Below are 17,392 nucleotides of genomic sequence, written 5' to 3'. Positions count from 1 at the left end.
GAAGCGAACGAACGACGAGGCCAGGGGAGCACACGATGACCGACTTCCAGCTCTACGACACCACCGGCGACGGCTACGGCGACACGCTCGCGGCGGACACCAACGCCAACGGCCTGCTCGACACGTACGCGGCCGACGGCAACGGCGACAGCTACAACGAGACGATCCTGATCGACACCAACGAGAACGGCATCCTCGACACCGTCCAGGTGGACACCGACCTCAACGGCACCGTCGACACCACGTTCGTCGACAGCAACGAGAACGGCCTGCTCGACCAGGCGAACGGCCTGCAGACGGGCAACCAGCTGGTGAACCTGCCGGAGCAGTCGCCGCAGGCCGGCCCGCTGCTCACCGGCCCGGGCGTCATCGGCGGCGGCGGTCACGACCCGCTGATCGACGTGCTGGAGCACGCCACCCCGCTGCAGCAGGAGATGATCTACGACATCTTCAAGAGCCGGAACGACATGATCGACACCATCCTCGACACGGACGACGACGACGACTGAGCGTGACGTGACGGGGCGGGCCGGCGACGCCGGGCCCGCCCCGCGAGGCCAGGGGAGAGCACGCGATGACCGACTTCCAGTCCTACGACACCGACGGTGACGGCTTCGGCGACACGCTCGCGGCGGACACCAACGCCAACGGCGTGCTGGACACGTACGCGGCCGACGGCAACGGCGACGGCTACAGCGAGATGCTGATGGTCGACTCGAATGAGAACGGTCTGCTGGACACGTACCAGGTGGACACCGACCTCAACGGCGCCGTGGACACCAGCTTCGTCGACGGCAACGAGAACGGGGTGCTCGACCAGGTGAACGGCCGGCTGACCGGCAACCGCCTGGTGCAGCTGCTGGACGTGCCGTCGCAGCCGGCCCCGCTGACCGGCGACCCCGCCGTCATCGGCGGCGGCGGGCACGACCCGCTCATCAGCCTGCTGGAGCACGCCACCCCGCAGCAGGCGGAGATCATCATCGAGATGATGGAGAGCCGGCAGGACGCGATCGAGAACATCCTGTCCGACGACGACGATGACGACTACTGACATGACCCACCCGACGCACGGCCCGCAGGCCCGCCCGGCGCTGATCCAGCGCACAGAGCTGGCCTGCGACGCCGTGCTCGGGCTGGCCGGCCCGGCGCACGCCGCCGGCATCGCCGCCGTCCGCAGCGCCCTGACCGAGCCGCTGCGGCTGGCCGTCGTGGGCCGGGTCAAGGCGGGCAAGTCCACCCTGGTGAACGCCCTGGTGGGCCGCCGCATCGCACCGACCCGGGCGGGGGAGTGCACCCGCGTGGTGACCTGGTACCGCTACGGGGCGCCGGACCGCGCGGTGCTGGTGCTGCGCTCGGGCGAGCGGCGCACCCTGCGGATCGACGGCGGGCTGCCGGAGGAGCTGGGCGTGGCGCCGGACGACGTCGACCACCTGGAGGTCCACCTCCAGGCGGGCGCCCTGCGCGACCTCACGATCATCGACACCCCCGGCCTGGCGACGACGACCCCCGAGAACGAGGCGGCGACCCGCCGGGCGATCCTCGGCGCGGACGCCGTCAGCCGCTCGGCCGCCACCCAGGCCGACGCGGTGCTGTTCCTGGTCCGCGACGCCGAGCGCGCCGACGAGGTGGCGTTCCTGCGCGACTTCCTCGACGCGTCCGGTGAGCTGGGCGCCTCGGCCGTCAACGCGGTGGGGGTGCTGTCGCACGCCGACGTGTTCGGGGCGGGCCCGTGGGGCGGCGACGACCCGATCGCCGTCGCGGCCGCCCGCGCGCGGCGCCTCGCCGTCGACCGGGCCGCCGAGGTGAGCGACGTCCGGCCGGTGGCCGCCCTGCTCGCCGAGACGGCCCGCACCGGCCGGCTGCGCGAGGCCGACGCCCGCGCGCTCGCCGCCCTGGCCGGCGTGGAGGCGGCCCGGCTGCGGCTGTGGGAGCAGCTCGGCGCCCCCGACGGGGTGCCGGCGGAGACGATGGAGCGGCTGTTCGGCCTGCTCGGCCCGTACGGCGTGGCGGCGGGCCGGTCCGTCGGCGGCGGCGCGGAGCCGCTGCTGCGCTGGCTGGAGGAGCGGTCCGGGCTGGCGGAGCTGGAGGCGCTGATCCGCCGCCGGTTCGTGCTGCGCGCCGACGTGCTCAAGGCCGACCACGCGCTGGAGGTCCTCGACCGGCTGGGCGCGGACCTGCCGGACCGGGCGGCCGGCGCGGCGGTCCGGTCGGCCGTCGAGCACGCCCGCCTCGACCCGGTGCTGCACCCGCTGCGGGAGGTGCGGGCGCTCAGCCTGCTGGCCCGCACCGCGCCGGCGAGCCCGCTGGTGCAGACGCTGACCACGCTGACCGAGGCGCCCGACGACGCCGCCCGCCTGGGCGCGGCGCCGGGCGACGACCTGCCCGCCCGGGCGCGCCGCCTGGCGTCGCAGTCGACGGGGCTCGCCGCGGTGGCGTCGTCCCCGGCCGAGGCCGAGGCGGCGCGCACGGCGTCCCGGTCGTACCTGCTGCTCGCCCGCCGCCTCGAGGGGCGCGGGCCGTGAGGTCAGGCGCGGCCGAGCGCGACCGCCATCGCGCTGCGGGCCCGGTTGAGCCGGCTCTTGACGGTCTGCACGCCCACCCCCTGGTGGGTGGCGATCTCCTGGTAGGACAGGTCGCCGAACTCGCGCAGCACCAGCGCCACCCGGAAGTCCTCGGGCAGCGTGCGCAGCGCCGCCTCGATGCGGTCGCTCTCGGCCAGCCGCTCGTAGTGGTCGGTCATGGCGGCCTCCGCGCGGGCGGTGGGCAGCTCGTCCATGACGACGTCGCGGCGGCGGCGCACGACGGCGAGCGAGGCGTTGGCGGCGATGCGGTGCAGCCACGTGCCGAAGCGCGAGTCGCCGCGGAAGCGGGGCAGGTTCTGCCAGGCGGCGATGAGCGCGTCCTGGAGGGCGTCCTCGGCGTCGTGGGCGTTGCCGGTGATCCGGTAGCACACGGCCCAGGTGCGCTGGGCGTGGTCGCCGACGAGGCGTTCGAAGGCCGCGGCCTCGCCGCGGCGGGCGCGGTCGACGAGGCGCGACTCCGCGGCGTCGGGCGGCGCGGGCTGCTCGGGCACGTCCGGAAGCGCGATGACGACGACCCCTCTCCGACCGGACCTTTCGCGTGACACAACGGTAGAAGAGGTGATTCGGGTGTCGGTGGAGTTCGGCCAAGGTCACCCTGACGGGCCGCGGGACGAGGAGGATGCAGAGATGACGGATACGGTGCTGTCGATGGAGGACGTCCCGGCCCTGCCGCCGGAGGTCCACCTGCGGGTCCTGGCCACGGCCCTGGACCCGGACGCGCCCGCCCCGGCGGAGGCGCTGGTCCCGGCCGACACCCTCGGCGACGCCGTGCCGCCGGAGCCTGCGCCGGACCCGGAGCCGGACGCGGGCGACGACCCGGCCGCCCTGGCCGACCCGGGTTTCGGCCAGCCCGGCTTCGAGCTGCCGCCCGACGACGCCGGCGACGACGCCGCCGACGACCCCGACGCGGACTGGTGACGGCCGCGGGGCCCGGCCGCACCGGCCGGACCCCGCGACGACGTGCAGCCGATCAGCTGCTGAACACCTGGAACTCGGTGGCCGACACGGTGCCCGCCGCCGGTGCGCTGGTGGCGCAGTCGGTGGTGGAGCGCGGGTCGTTGTCCTGCTCGCCGGCGTACGCCGGGTTGCCGGTGCACTGGTTGGTGACCGTGCGCAGCCGGACGTGGGTGGCGTTGACCGGCCGGACCGTGAACGACTTGATGATCAGGTTCGGCGACTTCGGGCGGAAGCTGCTGCTGGGCAGGGCGTCCGCCGGGCTGGTGTAGGCCAGGCGGTAGCCGGCGTCCGTGGCGCAGTCCTGGCCCGCGGCCGCGTTGCAGGTCAGCACCTCGAACTGGCGCACGGCGCTGAACTGGCCCGCGAAGCCGCTGACCTGCACCCGGGAGACCAGGCTCGCGCCCGTCCCGGCCAGGTCGACCGTCGCCACCCGGCCCGCCGCGCCGCCGGTGGCGGTCCAGCGGGTGGTGGTCTCGGCGTCGTCGACGAGCGCGGCCAGGCCGGTGCCGTCGCCGGTGACCGTGGCGCCCGCGGCCGCCGACGCCAGGTTGGCCGGCATGACCGCGCCGACGACCGTGCCGCCGCCGGGGCGGACGGTGAACGTGAACCGCTTGTGGCCCAGGCCCTTGCCGACCGCCAGGAACCGGTACGCCCCGGGCTGGAGCGTGACGGTCTCGGGCAGCGCGGTGGCCGGGTCGGTGTCGGCGATCGGCACCGAGCCGAACTCGTAGTCGCCGGCGTACAGGCTGACCGGCTTGCCGCGGCCGGCGCCGAGCGGCTGGAAGGTGACCTCGATGTTCTGCGCGTACGGCGACGCGAAGCTCGGCGTCGGGTCGAAGTCGGACGGTCCGCTGATCGCGCCGGCGCCGAAGCCGCGGGCGGCGAACGCGTTCCACAGCAGGTCGGCGTTGGCGCCGCCGAACCGCAGCTCGTCGGCGACGAGCATGTTGTCGCGCATGTCGAGCATGCTGACCGCGCCGGTGGCCTGCAGCAGGAACGAGTCGAACACGAGCTGCGCCCAGCGCCGGTTGCCCGGGCACTCGGCGGCCGGGGTGCGGCCCTCGGCGCAGGCCTCCTGCTGGGCGCGGGTGCCGGCACCGTACCGGGCGATCAGGGCGCGGCGCACGTCGAAGTTCGTGGCGCTCCAGATCTCGCCGTCGGAGTGGACGGCGGGGCCGCGGTCGTAGCCCACGTTGGAGAAGTTCAGCGGGCTGGTGCTCATGTCGTAGTTGCGGATGCCCGCGTCGAGGTCGCCGGTCACGTAGGCGCCGGTGACGTACGGCGTGCGCCCGCGCGGGGTGTAGCCGCTCTCGAACAGGTACTCCATGGCGAGCAGGTCGGACCAGCTCTCGCCCATGGAGCCGCCGTGGTGCGACGACAGGTTGGCGTCCGGCCCGGCGACCATGCGGTTGCTGATGGCGTGGGTGTACTCGTGGCCGATGACGGTCATGTCGTAGTCGCCGTCGACGCACGGCGGGTACGCGGCGCCGGCCTGCGGCTGCCACATGTACATGTTGGTCACCGGCTGCATGCCGTCGGGCGGGCTGAACTGGTTGGCGTTGTTGCGGGTGGTCTGGGTGGCCGCGCCCTGCTGGGCGTTGCCGCGCTCGGGGTCGCCGCCGCGGCCGTCGCCGGAGGGGTTGGTCTCCTGCATGTTCCACGCCGACTCGGTGAAGCCGAGGTGGTACGACCAGTCGTGCATCCGGTTGTGCATGGCGAACAGGTTCGCGGTGGCGGCGTCCGCGTCGGCGCGCTCGGGCGAGGCCAGGCTCGCCGGGTCGCACTTGGTGGCGTTCCACTGGTTGGTGAACGGGTAGACGTACTCGCGGGCGGCGCTCGGCGTGGCGGGCGCCTCGGGGTTGCCTGCGCCCCACTGCCGCACGGTCTCCGCGGAGTTGCCGAACGTGGTGGTCGACGGCGCGCCGGTGGCCGGGTCGATGTCCCACGCCTTGCCGGTGGCCGGGTCGAGCACGACCCGCTGGCAGTCGGGGGCGGTGACGGCGCACCAGAGCTGCCGGGTGTCGGCGGCGCCGGGCGGGGTGGCCGGGAAGACCTTCCAGCGGGGGTTGTCCTCGGCGAAGTTCACCAGGTTCTCGCGCACCAGCACGGAGCCGTCGCGGGCGTCCACGAAGGTGGTGTAGCCGACGGGGTGCTCGGCGCCGGGGGCCATGACGACGACCTCCCAGGCGGCGCGCGGCGGGGCGCCCGGCATGGGCATGGCGACCGCGCGGACCCGGCTGTCGGACAGCTCGGCGGCGGTGATGCCGGCGTCGGCGAGCGCGACGTCCAGGGCCTGCGCCTCGGTGAGCGTGGCGGGCACGGGCAGCGACGTCCGCGGGCTCAGCGACGAGGTGACGCGCAGGACCTCGCCGTCGCGCACGGCGACCGCGACGAGGCCGTCGTGGGCGGCGGGCAGCCGGCCGAACCGCTGGCGCAGCAGGACGACCGCCCCGGCGCCGACCGGCGTCGTGGCGACGGTCTCGAGGGTGTCGGCCGCGGACCGGGTCATCGCGAACAGGCCGAGGTTGCCGCGCAGGTACTGGCGGGCGGCCTGCTCCGGGTTCTTCGACAGGCCGCGGGCCAGCGGGCCGCCGCCGCCCTTGATCAGCGACGCCGGGGTGCCCAGGCGGTTCCACCGGGCGGTGACCCCGCCGGCCACCCGGGAGCGCTGGGCGGCGGTGGGCGCGGCGGTGCCGGTGCGGTTGTCCACGTGGGCGTACTCGTGGGACGGATGGTCGCCCGCGACCGGCAGCGGGTGCGCGTCCTGCTGCCGGTCGGGGCTCGCCGTCGCCGAGGTCGGCGCCGTGGAGAGGAGCAGCGTCGTCGTGGCGACGAGCCCGACGGCGATGGACCATGGGCGTCTGTGCACGCAGTGCCTCCTGGCTGAGGGTCCGTAAGGATCTCTTAAGGACACCGCAGACATTACGGCTTCATCGAGGTTTGGGAATATATCGATCAGGGCACCATCGCCGGGATACGGTCCGGCTCCGGCTGGACGGGCGCGGCGGCCCGGCGGCCCGGCACCCACCAGTTCGCCCGGCCCAGCAGCGCCATCGTGGCCGGCACCAGCACCAGCCGCACGACCGTCGCGTCGATGAGCACCGCTGTCGCCATCCCGACACCGAGGGTCTTCACGGTGACGTCCGGGTCCAGCGCGAAGCCCGTGAACACCGCCACCATGATCGCCGCCGCGCTGGTGATGACCCGGCCCGTGGCGGCGAGCCCGCGCACCACGCTGCCCGTCGCGTCGCCGGTGGCCAGCCAGTCCTCGCGCACCCGCGACAGCAGGAACACCTCGTAGTCCATGGACAGCCCGAACAGCACGGTGAACATCAGCACCGGCACCCAGCTCGACACCGGGCCGCCGTGCGGCAGGCCGATCAACCGGGCCCCCGCGTCGGTCTGGAACAGCACGGTGACCACGCCGAACGCGGCCGCCACGGACAGCAGGTTCATGGCCGCGGCCTTGAGCGCCACCACGGGGGCGCGCAGCAGCAGCGTCAGCAGCAGCACCGACAGGGCCACCACGAACCCGATCACCACCCAGAGCCGTTCCGCCAGCCGGTCGGCGATGTCCGCGGACGTGGCGGCCGGGCCGGTGACGTGCACGCCCGGCGGGACGGCCGCGCGGACCCGGTCGACCAGCTCCGCGGTGCGCTCGTCGGCCGGCGCGGTGGCGGGCTCGACGACGAGGACGGCCGCGCCGCCCGCGGGCCCGGTGACCGGGCCGGTCACCGCCGCCACGCCGGGCACCGCGCGCACCGCCGCCGCCACCGCGACCGGGTCGGCCGCCGCCGGGTCGGCCGCCACGATCATCGTCAGGTTCGCGCCGGGCCCGAACTCCGCCGCCACCAGGTCGTACGCCCGGCGCACGGTCGTGGAGGCCGGCTGCAGGCCCGCGTCCTGCGGCCAGGTGCGCATGTCCAGCGCGGGCGCGGCCAGCGCCAGCAGCGCGCCCAGCGACAGCGCGGCGGCCGGCACCGGCCGCCGGGCCACCCGGGCCGCCCAGCGGGCGATCCACGGCGGACGGACGGCCACCCGGGCCCGGCGGGCGCGGCGCGGCAGCAGCCGGTGCCCGGCCAGCGCGCACAGCGCCGGGACCAGCGTCACCGCCGCCAGCATCACCGCGCCGACCGTCGCGAACGTCGCGTACCCGAACGACGAGTACACCGGCAGCGTCGACAGCTTCAGGCCGAACAGCGACACCAGGACGGTGAGCCCGGCGACCAGCACCGAGTGCCCGGCCGTCGCGGTGGCCTCGGCGGCCGCGGCAACGGGGGCGAGCCCGGCGCGCAGCCCGTCGGTGTGCCGCGCCACCAGCAGCAGCGCGTAGTCGATGCCGACGCCCAGGCCGACCATCGTGGCCACCGTCGGGGCGGTGCCGCTGATGTCGGTGACCGCCGACAGCAGGCCGATCAGGCCCGCGCCGACCCCGAGGCCGACCAGCGCGACCGCCAGCGGCAGCCCGGCCGCCACCACCGAGCCGAGCGCGAGCACCAGGATCAGCAGGGCGGCCACGATCCCGACCGCCTCGGCGACGCCGCCCGGCGCGGAGAAGTTCTCGGGCACCGACCCGCCCAGCTCGACCCGCAGGCCCGCGTCCCGGGCGGGCGCGGCGGCGCCGGCCAGCGCGTCCACGCCCTCGGTGCCGCGGAAGTCGGTCACCGGCACGGCGTACGCGACCGCGAGCAGCGCGGTGTCGCCGTCTGCGGACAGCCGCGGCGGCGCCACCGACGCCACCCCGGGCAACCGGGCCAGCCGGTCGGCGACCGCGGCGAGCACGGCCGGCTCGACCGCCCCGCCGTCCGGGTGGTGCACCACGACGCGGGCGTCGGCGCCCGACGCGGCGGGCAGCCGCTCGCGCAGGAACTCGGTGCCGGCCTGGGCGGGGGTGCCCGGGACGTTGTAGTCGTCGCGTGGTTCGCCGCCGGCGACGGCGTTCAGCGCCGTCGCGGCGAGCAGGATCAGCAGCCACGCGGCGAGCGTGCGCCACGGGTGGGCGGCCGCGGCGCCGCCGGCGCGGCGCAGGAGAGCAGACACGGGTTCCTCCGGGTACGGGTGTGACAACGTCCCGCAGAGGGTGCGGCGGCCCACTTGGGACCGACTTGCGGCCGGCTCAGCGCGCGGCGCGGGCCTCCCGGGCCCAGTGCGGCGACCCCCACCGGCGGGCCACCGCCTCGGCGTGCGCGAAGTGCGCCCGGGCCTCGTCGTCGCGCCCGAGCAGCCGGCACAGCTGCCCCAGCGTCAGCGCCACCGGCTGCAACGCCAGCGTGGTGCTCAGCGCGCCCGGCAGCTGGTCGCGCAGCGGCAGCAGCTGCTCGATCAGCCCGGGCGCCTCCGATGTCTCGCCAAGGCGCACCACGGCCAGCGCCCGCAGCGTGGTGAACACCGAGAAGAAGTAGTCCGGCCGCACCGGCGCCGGGTGGGCCCGCACGGCCCGGGCCTGCGCGGTGCGGCCCAGCGCGGCCAGCGCCAGCGCGTGCGGGTCGCGCCCGTCGGGGTAGCGCTCGGCGAGCGCCGCCAGCATCGGCTCCAGCTCGCCGATGCGGCCCTGGCTCACCCGCAGCGTGCACAGCGCCACCGCCAGGAAGCCCTCGGCGTGCACCGATCCCGCCCGGCGCAGCCGCTCGGCCGCCGCCGCGTAGGTGCGCTCGGCCTCGTCGAACCGGCCCTGGATGTGGTCGAGCATCGCGTCGCCGAACCGGTGGATGCCCTCCGCCTCCGCCATCCGGTAGCGCCGGGTCAGCTCCAGGCCCTCGGCCAGCCGGGCACGCACCGCCGGCACGTCGCCGCGCACCGCCGCGACGGACGCCAGCGCGTACGTCGCGTGCCACCGGAACGCCGGCAGGTCGAGCGGCCCGGCCACCTCGGCCAGCTCGACGGCCAGCGCCTCCCGCTCGTCGATCTGCCCGTCGACCTGGGTGGCCTTGATGCCGGTGGCCAGCGTGAACGCCAGCAGGCGCGGGTCGCCGACCGTCCGGGCGAGCGCCACGGCCTCCGCGCCCGCCGCGCGCACCCGCGGGTCGTCCTCGCCGGTCAGCTCGCTGACGAACGCGTCCAGCAGCCGGCACCGCACCTCGGCTCCGAGGTCGTCGCGGGCCAGCAGCTGCTCCAGCGCCTCGACGACCGGCCGGTCGATCGTCCCGTACGGGCGGGCCTGCCACGGCGTCGGCTCGGTCCACGCCGTGAACGCGGCCACCACCAGGTCGTCGCGGCCCGCCGCGCGCGCCGCGGTCAGGGCGCGCTGCCGGGTGGCCCGGGCCGCGCCCAGCGCCCCGGCGCGCAGCTGCGCCCGCAGCAGCCGGCCGAGCAGCCCGGCCAGCCGGTCGTCGTGGCCGTCGGTGACCGGCATGGCCTCGTGGCAGCCGACGGCCTGCTCCAGCAGGCGCGCCGCCGAGTCGTGGGCGTAGCGCCGCTCGGCCTGCTCGGCGGCGCGCACCCCGTACTCGACGGCCAGCTCGCCCGCGCCGGTCGTGCGGGCGTAGTGGTGGGCCAGCGCGGCCAGGTCGTCCGGGCGCAGCCGGCGCAGCACCTCGGCGACCCGGCCGTGCATCCGGGCCCGGCGCAGCCGCGTCAGGTCGCCGTAGAGGGTGTCGCGCACCAGCGCGTGCGCGAAGCGCACCCGGCCGGGCCCGGGCTCGCCGAGCAGACCCGCGACCACGCCGGTCTCCAGCGCGTCGTAGACGGTGTCCTCGCCCGCCTCGGCGGCGGCGACCAGCACCTCGACCTCGGCCTCGCGGCCCACCACGGCGGCCAGCCGCAGCACCGCGACGGCGGCCTCCGGCAACCGGGCCAGGCGGCGGCGCAGCACGTCGCGGACGCCCTCGGGCACCTCCGCCAGCGCGACCAGCGCCCCCTCGGCGGCGAGCAGGCGGGCGCTCTCGCGCACGTAGAACGGGTTGCCGCCGGTGCGGTCGGCCAGCGCGGCGACGGTCGGGCCGTCCACCGGGCCGTGCACGGCCGCCACCAGCGCCGCCACGTCGGGCGCCGCCAGCCCGCCCAGCCCGAGCCGTTCCGGCGAGCGGCGGGCCAGGTGCGCCAACGTCTCCTCGAGCGCCTCGCCGCCCTCGGCGGGCCGGTACGCGCCCAGCAGCAGCACGGGAGCCCCGGCCAGGTCGCGGGCGGCGCTCTCCAGCAGCGCCAGGGTCTCGCCGTCGGCGCGGTGCAGGTCGTCGAGCAGCACGGCCAGCGGGGCCCGGCCCGCGGCGGCGCGCAGCCACCCGGCGACCGCCCGGTGCAGCCGGAACCGCCCGGTGGCCGCGTCGCCGCCCGGCTCGGCGTCGGCGGCGCCCGGCCGGGGCAGCAGCGGCGCCACCGCCGCCGGGTCGTCCGGCGGGTGCCGCTCGGCCAGCGCGGACAGCGCCTCCGCCCACGCCCACGCCGGAGGAGCGCCGTCGACCTCCGGGCACCGGCCGACCGCCACCGTCCAGCCCGCCGCGGTCAGCTCCAGCCGGGCCCGCGCCAGCAGGCTCGACTTGCCCAGCCCGGCCTCGCCGGAGACCAGCCCGACCCCGCCCGACCGCCGGGCCCGGGCGGCCAGCTCGCGCAGCCGGTCCAGCTCCGGCTGCCGGCCGACGAACACGTCCGGCGCCTCCGCGACCTCCGGGGCCGCGGCGGGCGGCCCGGCCGGCCCCAGCTCGGCGACCCGCTGGTGCAGGATCGCGTCCTCCAGCGCCGCCAGCGCCGGCCCCGGGTCCAGCCCCAGCTCGTCGGCCAGGGCGCGGCGGGCGCGGCGCAGCGCGGCCAGGGCGTCGGCCTGCCGGCCCGAGCCCCACAGCGCCAGCGCCAGCAGCCGCCACGCCTCCTCGCGCAGCGGGTGCTCCCGGGTCAGCACCTCGGCGGCCGCCACCGCGTCGGCGGCCCGTCCCGCGCGCACCGTCAGCTCGACGGCCAGCTCCCGGGCGGCCAGGCGCAGCTCGTCCAGCCGGGCGGCCTCGGGCGCCGCCCACTGCTCGTCGGCGAACTCCGCGTACGCCGGGCCCTGCCACAGCGCCAGCGCCTCGGTGACCAGCTCCAGCGCCGGGCCCGGCTCGGCGCGCTGCGCCCGGCGCAGCAGCTCCTCGAACCGCCACGCGTCGACCGCCTCAGCGGGCAGCCGCAGCGCGTACCCCGGCGCCCGGCTCACCAGCAGCGTCGCCGGGGCCCGCTGCGGCCGGTCCGGCTCCAGCTGGCGGCGCAGGTTCGACACGTACGCCTGCAGCGACGCGATCGCCCGCGGCGGCGGCTCGCCGCGCCACAGCTGCTCGATCAGCCGGTCGACCGACACCACCTCGCCGCGGCCCACCAGCAGCAGCGCCAGCACGGCGCGCTGCCGGGGCCCGCCGGCGTCGACCGGCCGGCCACCGACCTCGGCCTCGATCGGGCCGAGCACGCGCACGCGCACCACGGGCGTCAGTCTAGGGCTCTCCAAGCCGCGTCCAAGCCGCCCGCAACCGCTGAACCGCAGGGTGGCGGCATGACCACCACACCGGTCCGGGAGCGCCCGGACACCCATGACATGTTCGTCGTCCACCGCGTGTTCCGCCGCGAGTCCGCGCTGCTGCCCAGGCTGGTGCGGGCCGTGCGCCCGGGCGACACCGCCCGGGCCCGGCTCGTGGCCGACCACGCCCGCGGCTACGCCCTCGGCCTGCACCACCACCACTCCGCCGAGGACGCCCTCGTCTGGCCGCTGCTGCTGGCCCGCGTCGACCTGGAGGCGGAGCTGGTGCTGCGGATGGAGGAGCAGCACGAGCGCGTCGCCGGCACCCTGGCCGCCATCGACGGCCTGCTCACCACCTGGGAGCGCACCGCCGACCCGGCCGTCGGCGCCGAGCTGGCGGCCGCCTACGAGGCGCACCGCGCCGCCCTCGTCGAGCACCTCACCGACGAGGAGGACCACCTGCTGCCGCTCATCGAGGAGCACCTCACCGTCGCCGAGTGGAACCGGCTGGGGGAGCGGTTCGCCGTCGAGACGCCGAAGGACAAGCTGCTGCTGTTCCTGGGCGCCCTGCTCGAGGAGGCCGACGCGCAGGAGCGGGCGCACATGCTCGGCAACCTGCCCGCCCCGGCCCGCCTGGTGTGGGCGGTGTACGGCCGGTTCCGCTACGCCCGCAGCACCCGCCGGCTGCGCGCGCCGCTCGGCCGCGGGTGACGGCGGCCCGCCGCACGCGGGCCGCACGCGGGACGGCGGCCGGCTGCACGCGGCCCGCGCGACGGTGTACCGGCACCCGGGAGACGCCCGGGACCGCACCGTGAGAGAGGGATCCACTGTGTTCCGTCACACCCGCCGCCTCGCCACCGTCCTGACCGGCCTCACCGGCCTGGCCGCCGCGGCCGCCGCGGCCGCCGCCGGCACCGCTCCGGCCGCCGCCGCACCGGTCGCCGCCGCGGCCGTCACGCCCCCCGCCGGCTACACGCAGATCGCGTCCGGCGCGGGCGGGCGGCTGGAGGTCGCCATGGCGTCCGCCGCCGTCCGGCAGCCGATCGTGCAGGGGCGCACCACCGGCGACACCGCGTACCGGCCGTCGCACTGGGCGTTCTCCCCGCTGGACGGCCACCACCGGATCGTCAACCGGGTCAGCGGCCTGTGCCTGGAGGCGCTGTCCGGCGGCACCACCGCGCACACCCCGCTCGTGCAGAACACCTGCGGCGGCGGCTTCGCGCAGCAGTGGACGGTGACCGACGCCGGGTCCGGCTACGTCACCCTGCGGCCCCGGCACGCCACCGGCAAGGCGGCCGGCGCGTTCTACGGCTTCACGTACCCGGGCGCGCCCGTCGTGCTGGACGCGGTCACCGGCGCCGGGCTCAACCACCAGCAGTTCCGGTTCCTGCCGGCGAGCTGAGCCACGGCCGCCACGCCCCGGGGCCCTGGATTCCCGGGACGTGGCGGCCGGGCGGTCAGCCGACGCGGACGTCCTCGCGGTCGTCCGCGTCCGTCTCGCCCGCGCCCGTCCCGCCGGTGGCGGCCGCCGCCGCGACGGCCGCGCGGTCGTCGCGGCGGTTCGCCAGCAGGCTCGTCGCCGTGACCGTGCCCAGCACCGCCAGGATGACCACCAGCGACAGCGGGGTCGGCACGTCCGGCACCCACGCCCACACCGTGTGCGCCCAGTGCAGCACCAGCTTCACGCCGATGAACGCCAAAATGATGCCCAGGCCGTGGTTGAGGTGGCGCAGCTTGCTCAGCGCGTTGCGCAGCACGAAGTACAGGGCCCGCAGACCGAGCAGGGCGAACGCGTTGGTCGCGAACACGATGTACGGGTCGGAGGTCACGCCGTAGACGGCGGGCACCGAGTCGACCGCGAACACCACGTCCGTCATGAACACGGCGACCACCACGAGCGCCACCGGGGTCAGCGCCCGGCGGCCCGCCTCCCGGACCGTCAGCTTCGAGCCGTGGTACTCGGTGGTCACCGGCATCAGCCGGCGCAGCAGCCGGACGCTGCGCATGCTGTCGATCGCCACCTCGTGCTCGTGGCCCTTCGCGGCGTCGCGCAGCACCTTCACCGCGGTCACCAGCAGGATTCCGCCGAACAGCAGGAACGCCCACGAGCCGGCGCTGATGACGGCCGCCCCGGCGGCGATGAAGATGGCCCGCAGCACCAGCGCGCCGACGATGCCGTACAGCAGCACCCGCTGGGCCAGCTGCGGCGGCACCGCGAACGCCGCCAGCAGCAGCATGAAGACGAACAGGTTGTCCACCGACAGCGACTTCTCCACCACCCAGCCGGTGAAGAACTCGACCGACGGCCCGCTGCCGTACAGCCACCACACCAGGAACCCGAACGCGACCGGCAGGGCCAGGTAGAACACCGTCCAGCCGACCGCCTCGCGCATCGGCACGTCGTGCGGGCGGCGGGTGATCGCGAAGTCCAGGGCCAGCAGCCCGAGCAGGACGGCGACCGTCACCGTCCACAGCTGTGGGGACCCGATCGACTCGATCGGGGCAGCGAGCATCACATCGGCGGGCATGGGGCCTCCTCGAACGCACTGAACCGTCCGAGGTCTCCCTCACCCGCGGGGCACGTGTGGCCTGCCGCGGGCGACCGCCCGGGAGTCCCGCCTGAGGACTCGTACTGACCGGCGCGATCTTTGCGAGGTACTCCCCTCCGTGAGAACAGTATGAGGTGATCCTGGGTGCTTCCTGGGAAAGTTCGACGATCGTTGACGCCGGCCGGCGCCCGGGCGGACGCTGGAACGGACCCCAGCCCGCACCGTCGCGGCCGAGGAGGCGCCCACGATGCTGACCACCATCCTGCTGACGGCCCTGTTCCTGGTGGCCGCGCTCATCAGTTCCGTCGCCCTGATGTCGGGGCCGCGCCGGCACCGCTGACGGGCCCGCCCCGCGCGGGTGTCAGTCCGGCAGGCAGGCGTTGCCTGCCGTCAGGCGGACGGTGAACGCGCCCGGCTCGCGGCGCAGGGCGACGTGGTTGCACGACTGGAACGCGATCCACAGGCCCAGCCCGCCGGTGCCGGTGCCGTCGCCCGCGGGCAGCAGGCCGGCGTACGGGTCGGCGGGCCCGGCGCCGCCGTCGCGGACGGTCGCGACCACCCGGTCCGCGGCGGCCCACACGTCGAGCCGCACGGGCGGGGCGCCGTGCCGGTGGGCGTTGGTGACCAGCTCGCTGACCGCGATGACGAGCCCGTCGGCGTCCGGCCCGCCCAGCAGCGGGCCGGCGACCGCCGCCGCGGCCGCGCGCGCCTGCGCCGCGGTGGGGTCGGTGATGCTGACCGCCGGGGCGGTGCGCTCCAGCGGGTCCGGCGTGGCGTCCGGCGGGTGCGCCAGGTATGCGGCCGGCTCGACGAACGCCGGGCTGGGCCGGTGGCTGCCGTCGGGGCACGCCACGAACGGGTGCGTGCGCAGCACCTCGCCGACGACGGCGGGGGAGGCCACCCGGGTGTCGTAGGCGCACATGCTCCACAGCGGCCAGTCGTCGAACGCCCGGTTGATCGCGGCCTCGTAGCGGGCCCACCAGTCCCACGTCGAGCCCATGTGCACGCGCTGCAGCTCGCCGATGATGCGGACCTGCCCCGCGCCGCCCGCGGTGAGTCGCGCCAGCAGCTCCCGGTAGGTGCGGATCGCGGCGGCGGGCCGGGCGTACGTGTCGCCGCCGCCCAGGAACGCCACGTCCGCCCCGGCGGGCAGTTCGGCGCGCACCAGGCCGGCGGTGCGCTCGCCCAGCGCCACGACGGTCGGCTCGCCGGCCTCGGCCCCGCCCACCAGGAACGGCACCGCCACGGCGAGGAACTCGTCGTCGGAGCCGTACAGCAGCGCCTCGTGGAAGTAGCCGGTGCGCCCGGCGGCCGCTCCGGTCCTCACCGCGCCCCCTCCACCCGCACCGCGGCCAGGCCGAGCAGCGCGGCGACGTGCGCGGTGGCGCCGGCCGCGCCGCGCAGCACCAGCACGGCGGCGCGCTCGCGGGCGTACGCGTCCAGCAGCAGCAGCGCCCGGTGGTCGGCGAACCGCAGCCCGGCCGCGTCGAGCACCAGCTCGCCGCCGGTGGGCCGCAGGTCGGCCAGCTCCAGCGCGTCGGCGAACAGCTCGCGGCCCGCCGCGTCGACCTCGCCGGCCAGCTCGGCCGCCCCGCCGCCCGGCGCGCTCGCGCTCAGCCGGAACGGCAGCCCCGCCACGTTCGACGCGGTGTGCAGGCAGGCGATCCGCTCGACCGCGGCCGCCCCGAGCGCGCGCCGGTCGTAGCCGCACACCGCCGAGAACGGCCGCGCCCGCACCAGCCGGTCGGCGTGGTGCTCGTAGCGCGCGAACGCCGCCACCTGCTCCGGGCCGTGCAGCATCGCGGTCACGTCGGCGGCCACCCGCAGCCCGCCGTAGCCGGCGGCGAGCGCCGCGTCGGTGGCGTCGGCGTACAGCCGGACCTGCTCGTGCGGCCCGGCGGCCGGCACGTAGGTGGCGGCGGGGTCGACGACGCGCACCGCCCCGCGGCGGATCTCGGCCGGGAACCGCTCGCGCAGCCGCCCGGCGAGCACCGCCCCGGCGGGCGCCACGCACCACACCTGGTGCCCGGCGGCCACGCCGTCGGCGAGGAACCCCTCGGCGAACGCGTCGAACGTGCCCGGCTCGTCGTAGGACCAGCACACGTGATCGGCCACCGGGCCGTCGACCACGCCGCTCACGCCCATGCGGGCCAGTCTAGGCCGCTCAATCGACGCGGGGCAGATCGAGTGTGTGCGCGCTGCGGCCGGCCTTCGCCGTCAAGTAGCGCAGGTTCGCCTCCGAAAGGTGCAGCCGAGTGCGGACCTGCTCCTCGACCTTGATGCCCAGGCGTTCCAGCTGGGCCGTCTTGTCCGGGTTGTTGGTGAGCAGCGCCACCCGTTCCACGCCGAGCGCCGTCAGCATCTGCGCCGCCACCGTGTAGTCGCGCTCGTCCTCGCCGCGGCCGAGCGCCAGGTTCGCCTCGTAGGTGTCCAGGCCGCCGTCCTGCAGCGCGTACGCGTCGAGCTTGGCGTACAGGCCGATGCCGCGGCCCTCCTGACGCAGGTAGAGCAGGATGCCGCCGGCGTCGGCGATGCGCTCGACGGCCTCGCGCAGCTGCGGGCCGCAGTCGCAGCGCTCGGAGCCGAACACGTCGCCGGTGAGGCACTCGCTGTGCGGGCGGACCAGCGGGGCCGGGCCGCCGACCAGCGACCGGTCGATGGCGCGCTCCCAGTCGCCCAGCGCGAGCGCGATGTGCTCGCGGCCGTCGACGAGGCCGTCGAAGCTGAAGACCCGCGGGACGGCGGTGTACCCGTCCGGGAAGCGGAGGGGGACCGTCACCTGGGTCCGGATGGCGGCGGGTGGAACCGGGCCGAGCTCGCTGGAGGTGTACATCATCCACCCTTCCTGGTTCCGGGGTTCGCTGTGTCCGATCTTGCCTGGGGAT

General features: G+C 76.4%; 14 protein-coding genes. 6 read left to right on the top strand and 8 right to left on the bottom strand.

The genetic code is table 11. The features are described 5' to 3' along the window. Positions 1-35: 35 nt before the first annotated feature. From Sya03_RS24475 to Sya03_RS24465, 3 genes are all read left to right on the top strand, one after another. The gene (locus Sya03_RS24475; protein WP_203940750.1) at positions 36-509 is read left to right on the top strand and encodes a hypothetical protein; all 474 of its coding nucleotides are present in this window, start codon (positions 36-38) and stop codon (positions 507-509) included. 65 nt (positions 510-574) lie between these two features. Beyond that, the gene (locus tag Sya03_RS24470; RefSeq protein ID WP_203940749.1) at positions 575-1,051 is read left to right on the top strand and encodes a hypothetical protein; all 477 of its coding nucleotides are present in this window, start codon (positions 575-577) and stop codon (positions 1,049-1,051) included. Position 1,052: 1 nt separating this feature from the next. After that, positions 1,053-2,522, top strand: coding sequence for a dynamin family protein (locus Sya03_RS24465; RefSeq protein ID WP_203940748.1), 1,470 nt, complete (start codon positions 1,053-1,055; stop codon positions 2,520-2,522). Between the two features lie 2 nt (positions 2,523-2,524). Here the strand turns inward: Sya03_RS24465 and Sya03_RS24460 are convergent, their stop codons facing one another. Continuing rightward, on the bottom strand, positions 2,525-3,073 hold the full coding sequence (locus Sya03_RS24460) for an RNA polymerase sigma factor (protein ID WP_203940747.1): 549 nt from the start codon (positions 3,071-3,073) through the stop codon (positions 2,525-2,527). Between the two features lie 136 nt (positions 3,074-3,209). Here Sya03_RS24460 and Sya03_RS24455 point away from each other — a divergent pair, with 136 nt between their 5' ends. Beyond that, positions 3,210-3,500 (top strand): hypothetical protein, encoded by a 291-nt coding sequence (locus tag Sya03_RS24455; RefSeq protein WP_203940746.1) that lies wholly within the window; start codon positions 3,210-3,212, stop codon positions 3,498-3,500. Between the two features lie 52 nt (positions 3,501-3,552). Here Sya03_RS24455 and Sya03_RS24450 read toward each other — a convergent pair whose 3' ends face one another. The 3 genes from Sya03_RS24450 to Sya03_RS24440 form a co-directional block, all read right to left on the bottom strand. Then, complete coding sequence (locus Sya03_RS24450; protein WP_239107807.1) at positions 3,553-6,408, bottom strand: M36 family metallopeptidase; 2,856 nt, start codon at positions 6,406-6,408, stop codon at positions 3,553-3,555. An 86-nt stretch (positions 6,409-6,494) separates the two neighbouring features. After that, the gene (locus Sya03_RS24445; RefSeq protein WP_203940744.1) at positions 6,495-8,579 is read right to left on the bottom strand and encodes an MMPL family transporter; all 2,085 of its coding nucleotides are present in this window, start codon (positions 8,577-8,579) and stop codon (positions 6,495-6,497) included. A gap of 76 nt (positions 8,580-8,655) precedes the next feature. Further along, the gene (locus Sya03_RS24440) at positions 8,656-11,925 is read right to left on the bottom strand and encodes an ATP-binding protein (RefSeq protein ID WP_203940743.1); all 3,270 of its coding nucleotides are present in this window, start codon (positions 11,923-11,925) and stop codon (positions 8,656-8,658) included. Between the two features lie 69 nt (positions 11,926-11,994). On the opposite strand from Sya03_RS24440, the gene Sya03_RS24435 reads away from it, so the two are divergent. Both Sya03_RS24435 and Sya03_RS24430 read left to right on the top strand, forming a co-directional pair. Then, entirely contained in the window at positions 11,995-12,669 is a 675-nt protein-coding gene (locus Sya03_RS24435) for a hemerythrin domain-containing protein (RefSeq protein ID WP_203940742.1), read from the top strand. A gap of 118 nt (positions 12,670-12,787) precedes the next feature. Then, complete coding sequence (locus Sya03_RS24430; RefSeq protein WP_203940741.1) at positions 12,788-13,360, top strand: RICIN domain-containing protein; 573 nt, start codon at positions 12,788-12,790, stop codon at positions 13,358-13,360. Between the two features lie 55 nt (positions 13,361-13,415). Here the strand turns inward: Sya03_RS24430 and Sya03_RS24425 are convergent, their stop codons facing one another. The 4 genes from Sya03_RS24425 to Sya03_RS24410 form a co-directional block, all read right to left on the bottom strand. Continuing rightward, entirely contained in the window at positions 13,416-14,486 is a 1,071-nt protein-coding gene (locus Sya03_RS24425; protein ID WP_203940740.1) for a TerC/Alx family metal homeostasis membrane protein, read from the bottom strand. Positions 14,487-14,868: 382 nt separating this feature from the next. After that, entirely contained in the window at positions 14,869-15,834 is a 966-nt protein-coding gene (locus Sya03_RS24420) for an anti-sigma factor RsbA family regulatory protein (protein ID WP_203940739.1), read from the bottom strand. Beyond that, positions 15,831-16,652: an MEDS domain-containing protein gene (locus Sya03_RS24415; RefSeq protein WP_203940738.1), complete on the bottom strand. Its 822-nt coding sequence runs from the start codon at positions 16,650-16,652 to the stop codon at positions 15,831-15,833. The genes Sya03_RS24420 and Sya03_RS24415 overlap by 4 nt, the downstream gene beginning before the upstream one ends. 19 nt (positions 16,653-16,671) lie before the next feature. Further along, positions 16,672-17,340, bottom strand: coding sequence for a GTP cyclohydrolase II (locus tag Sya03_RS24410; protein ID WP_203940812.1), 669 nt, complete (start codon positions 17,338-17,340; stop codon positions 16,672-16,674). Positions 17,341-17,392 lie beyond the last annotated feature (52 nt).

Source organism: Spirilliplanes yamanashiensis (assembly GCF_016863475.1).
In the GTDB taxonomy this organism is placed as follows: Bacteria; Actinomycetota; Actinomycetes; order Mycobacteriales; family Micromonosporaceae; genus Spirilliplanes; species Spirilliplanes yamanashiensis.
Note: the sequence above shows the minus strand (reverse complement) of the source record. Positions and strands in the feature narration are given on the sequence as shown.

Coding starts and splice junctions, on each gene's coding strand:
- Sya03_RS24475 (WP_203940750.1), top strand. CDS start 36: ATGACCGACTTCCAGCTCTACGACACCACCGGCGACGGCTACGGCGAC.
- Sya03_RS24470 (WP_203940749.1), top strand. CDS start 575: ATGACCGACTTCCAGTCCTACGACACCGACGGTGACGGCTTCGGCGAC.
- Sya03_RS24465 (WP_203940748.1), top strand. CDS start 1,053: ATGACCCACCCGACGCACGGCCCGCAGGCCCGCCCGGCGCTGATCCAG.
- Sya03_RS24455 (WP_203940746.1), top strand. CDS start 3,210: ATGACGGATACGGTGCTGTCGATGGAGGACGTCCCGGCCCTGCCGCCG.
- Sya03_RS24435 (WP_203940742.1), top strand. CDS start 11,995: ATGACCACCACACCGGTCCGGGAGCGCCCGGACACCCATGACATGTTC.
- Sya03_RS24425 (WP_203940740.1), bottom strand. CDS start 14,486: ATGCCCGCCGATGTGATGCTCGCTGCCCCGATCGAGTCGATCGGGTCC.
- Sya03_RS24415 (WP_203940738.1), bottom strand. CDS start 16,652: ATGGGCGTGAGCGGCGTGGTCGACGGCCCGGTGGCCGATCACGTGTGC.
- Sya03_RS24410 (WP_203940812.1), bottom strand. CDS start 17,340: ATGTACACCTCCAGCGAGCTCGGCCCGGTTCCACCCGCCGCCATCCGG.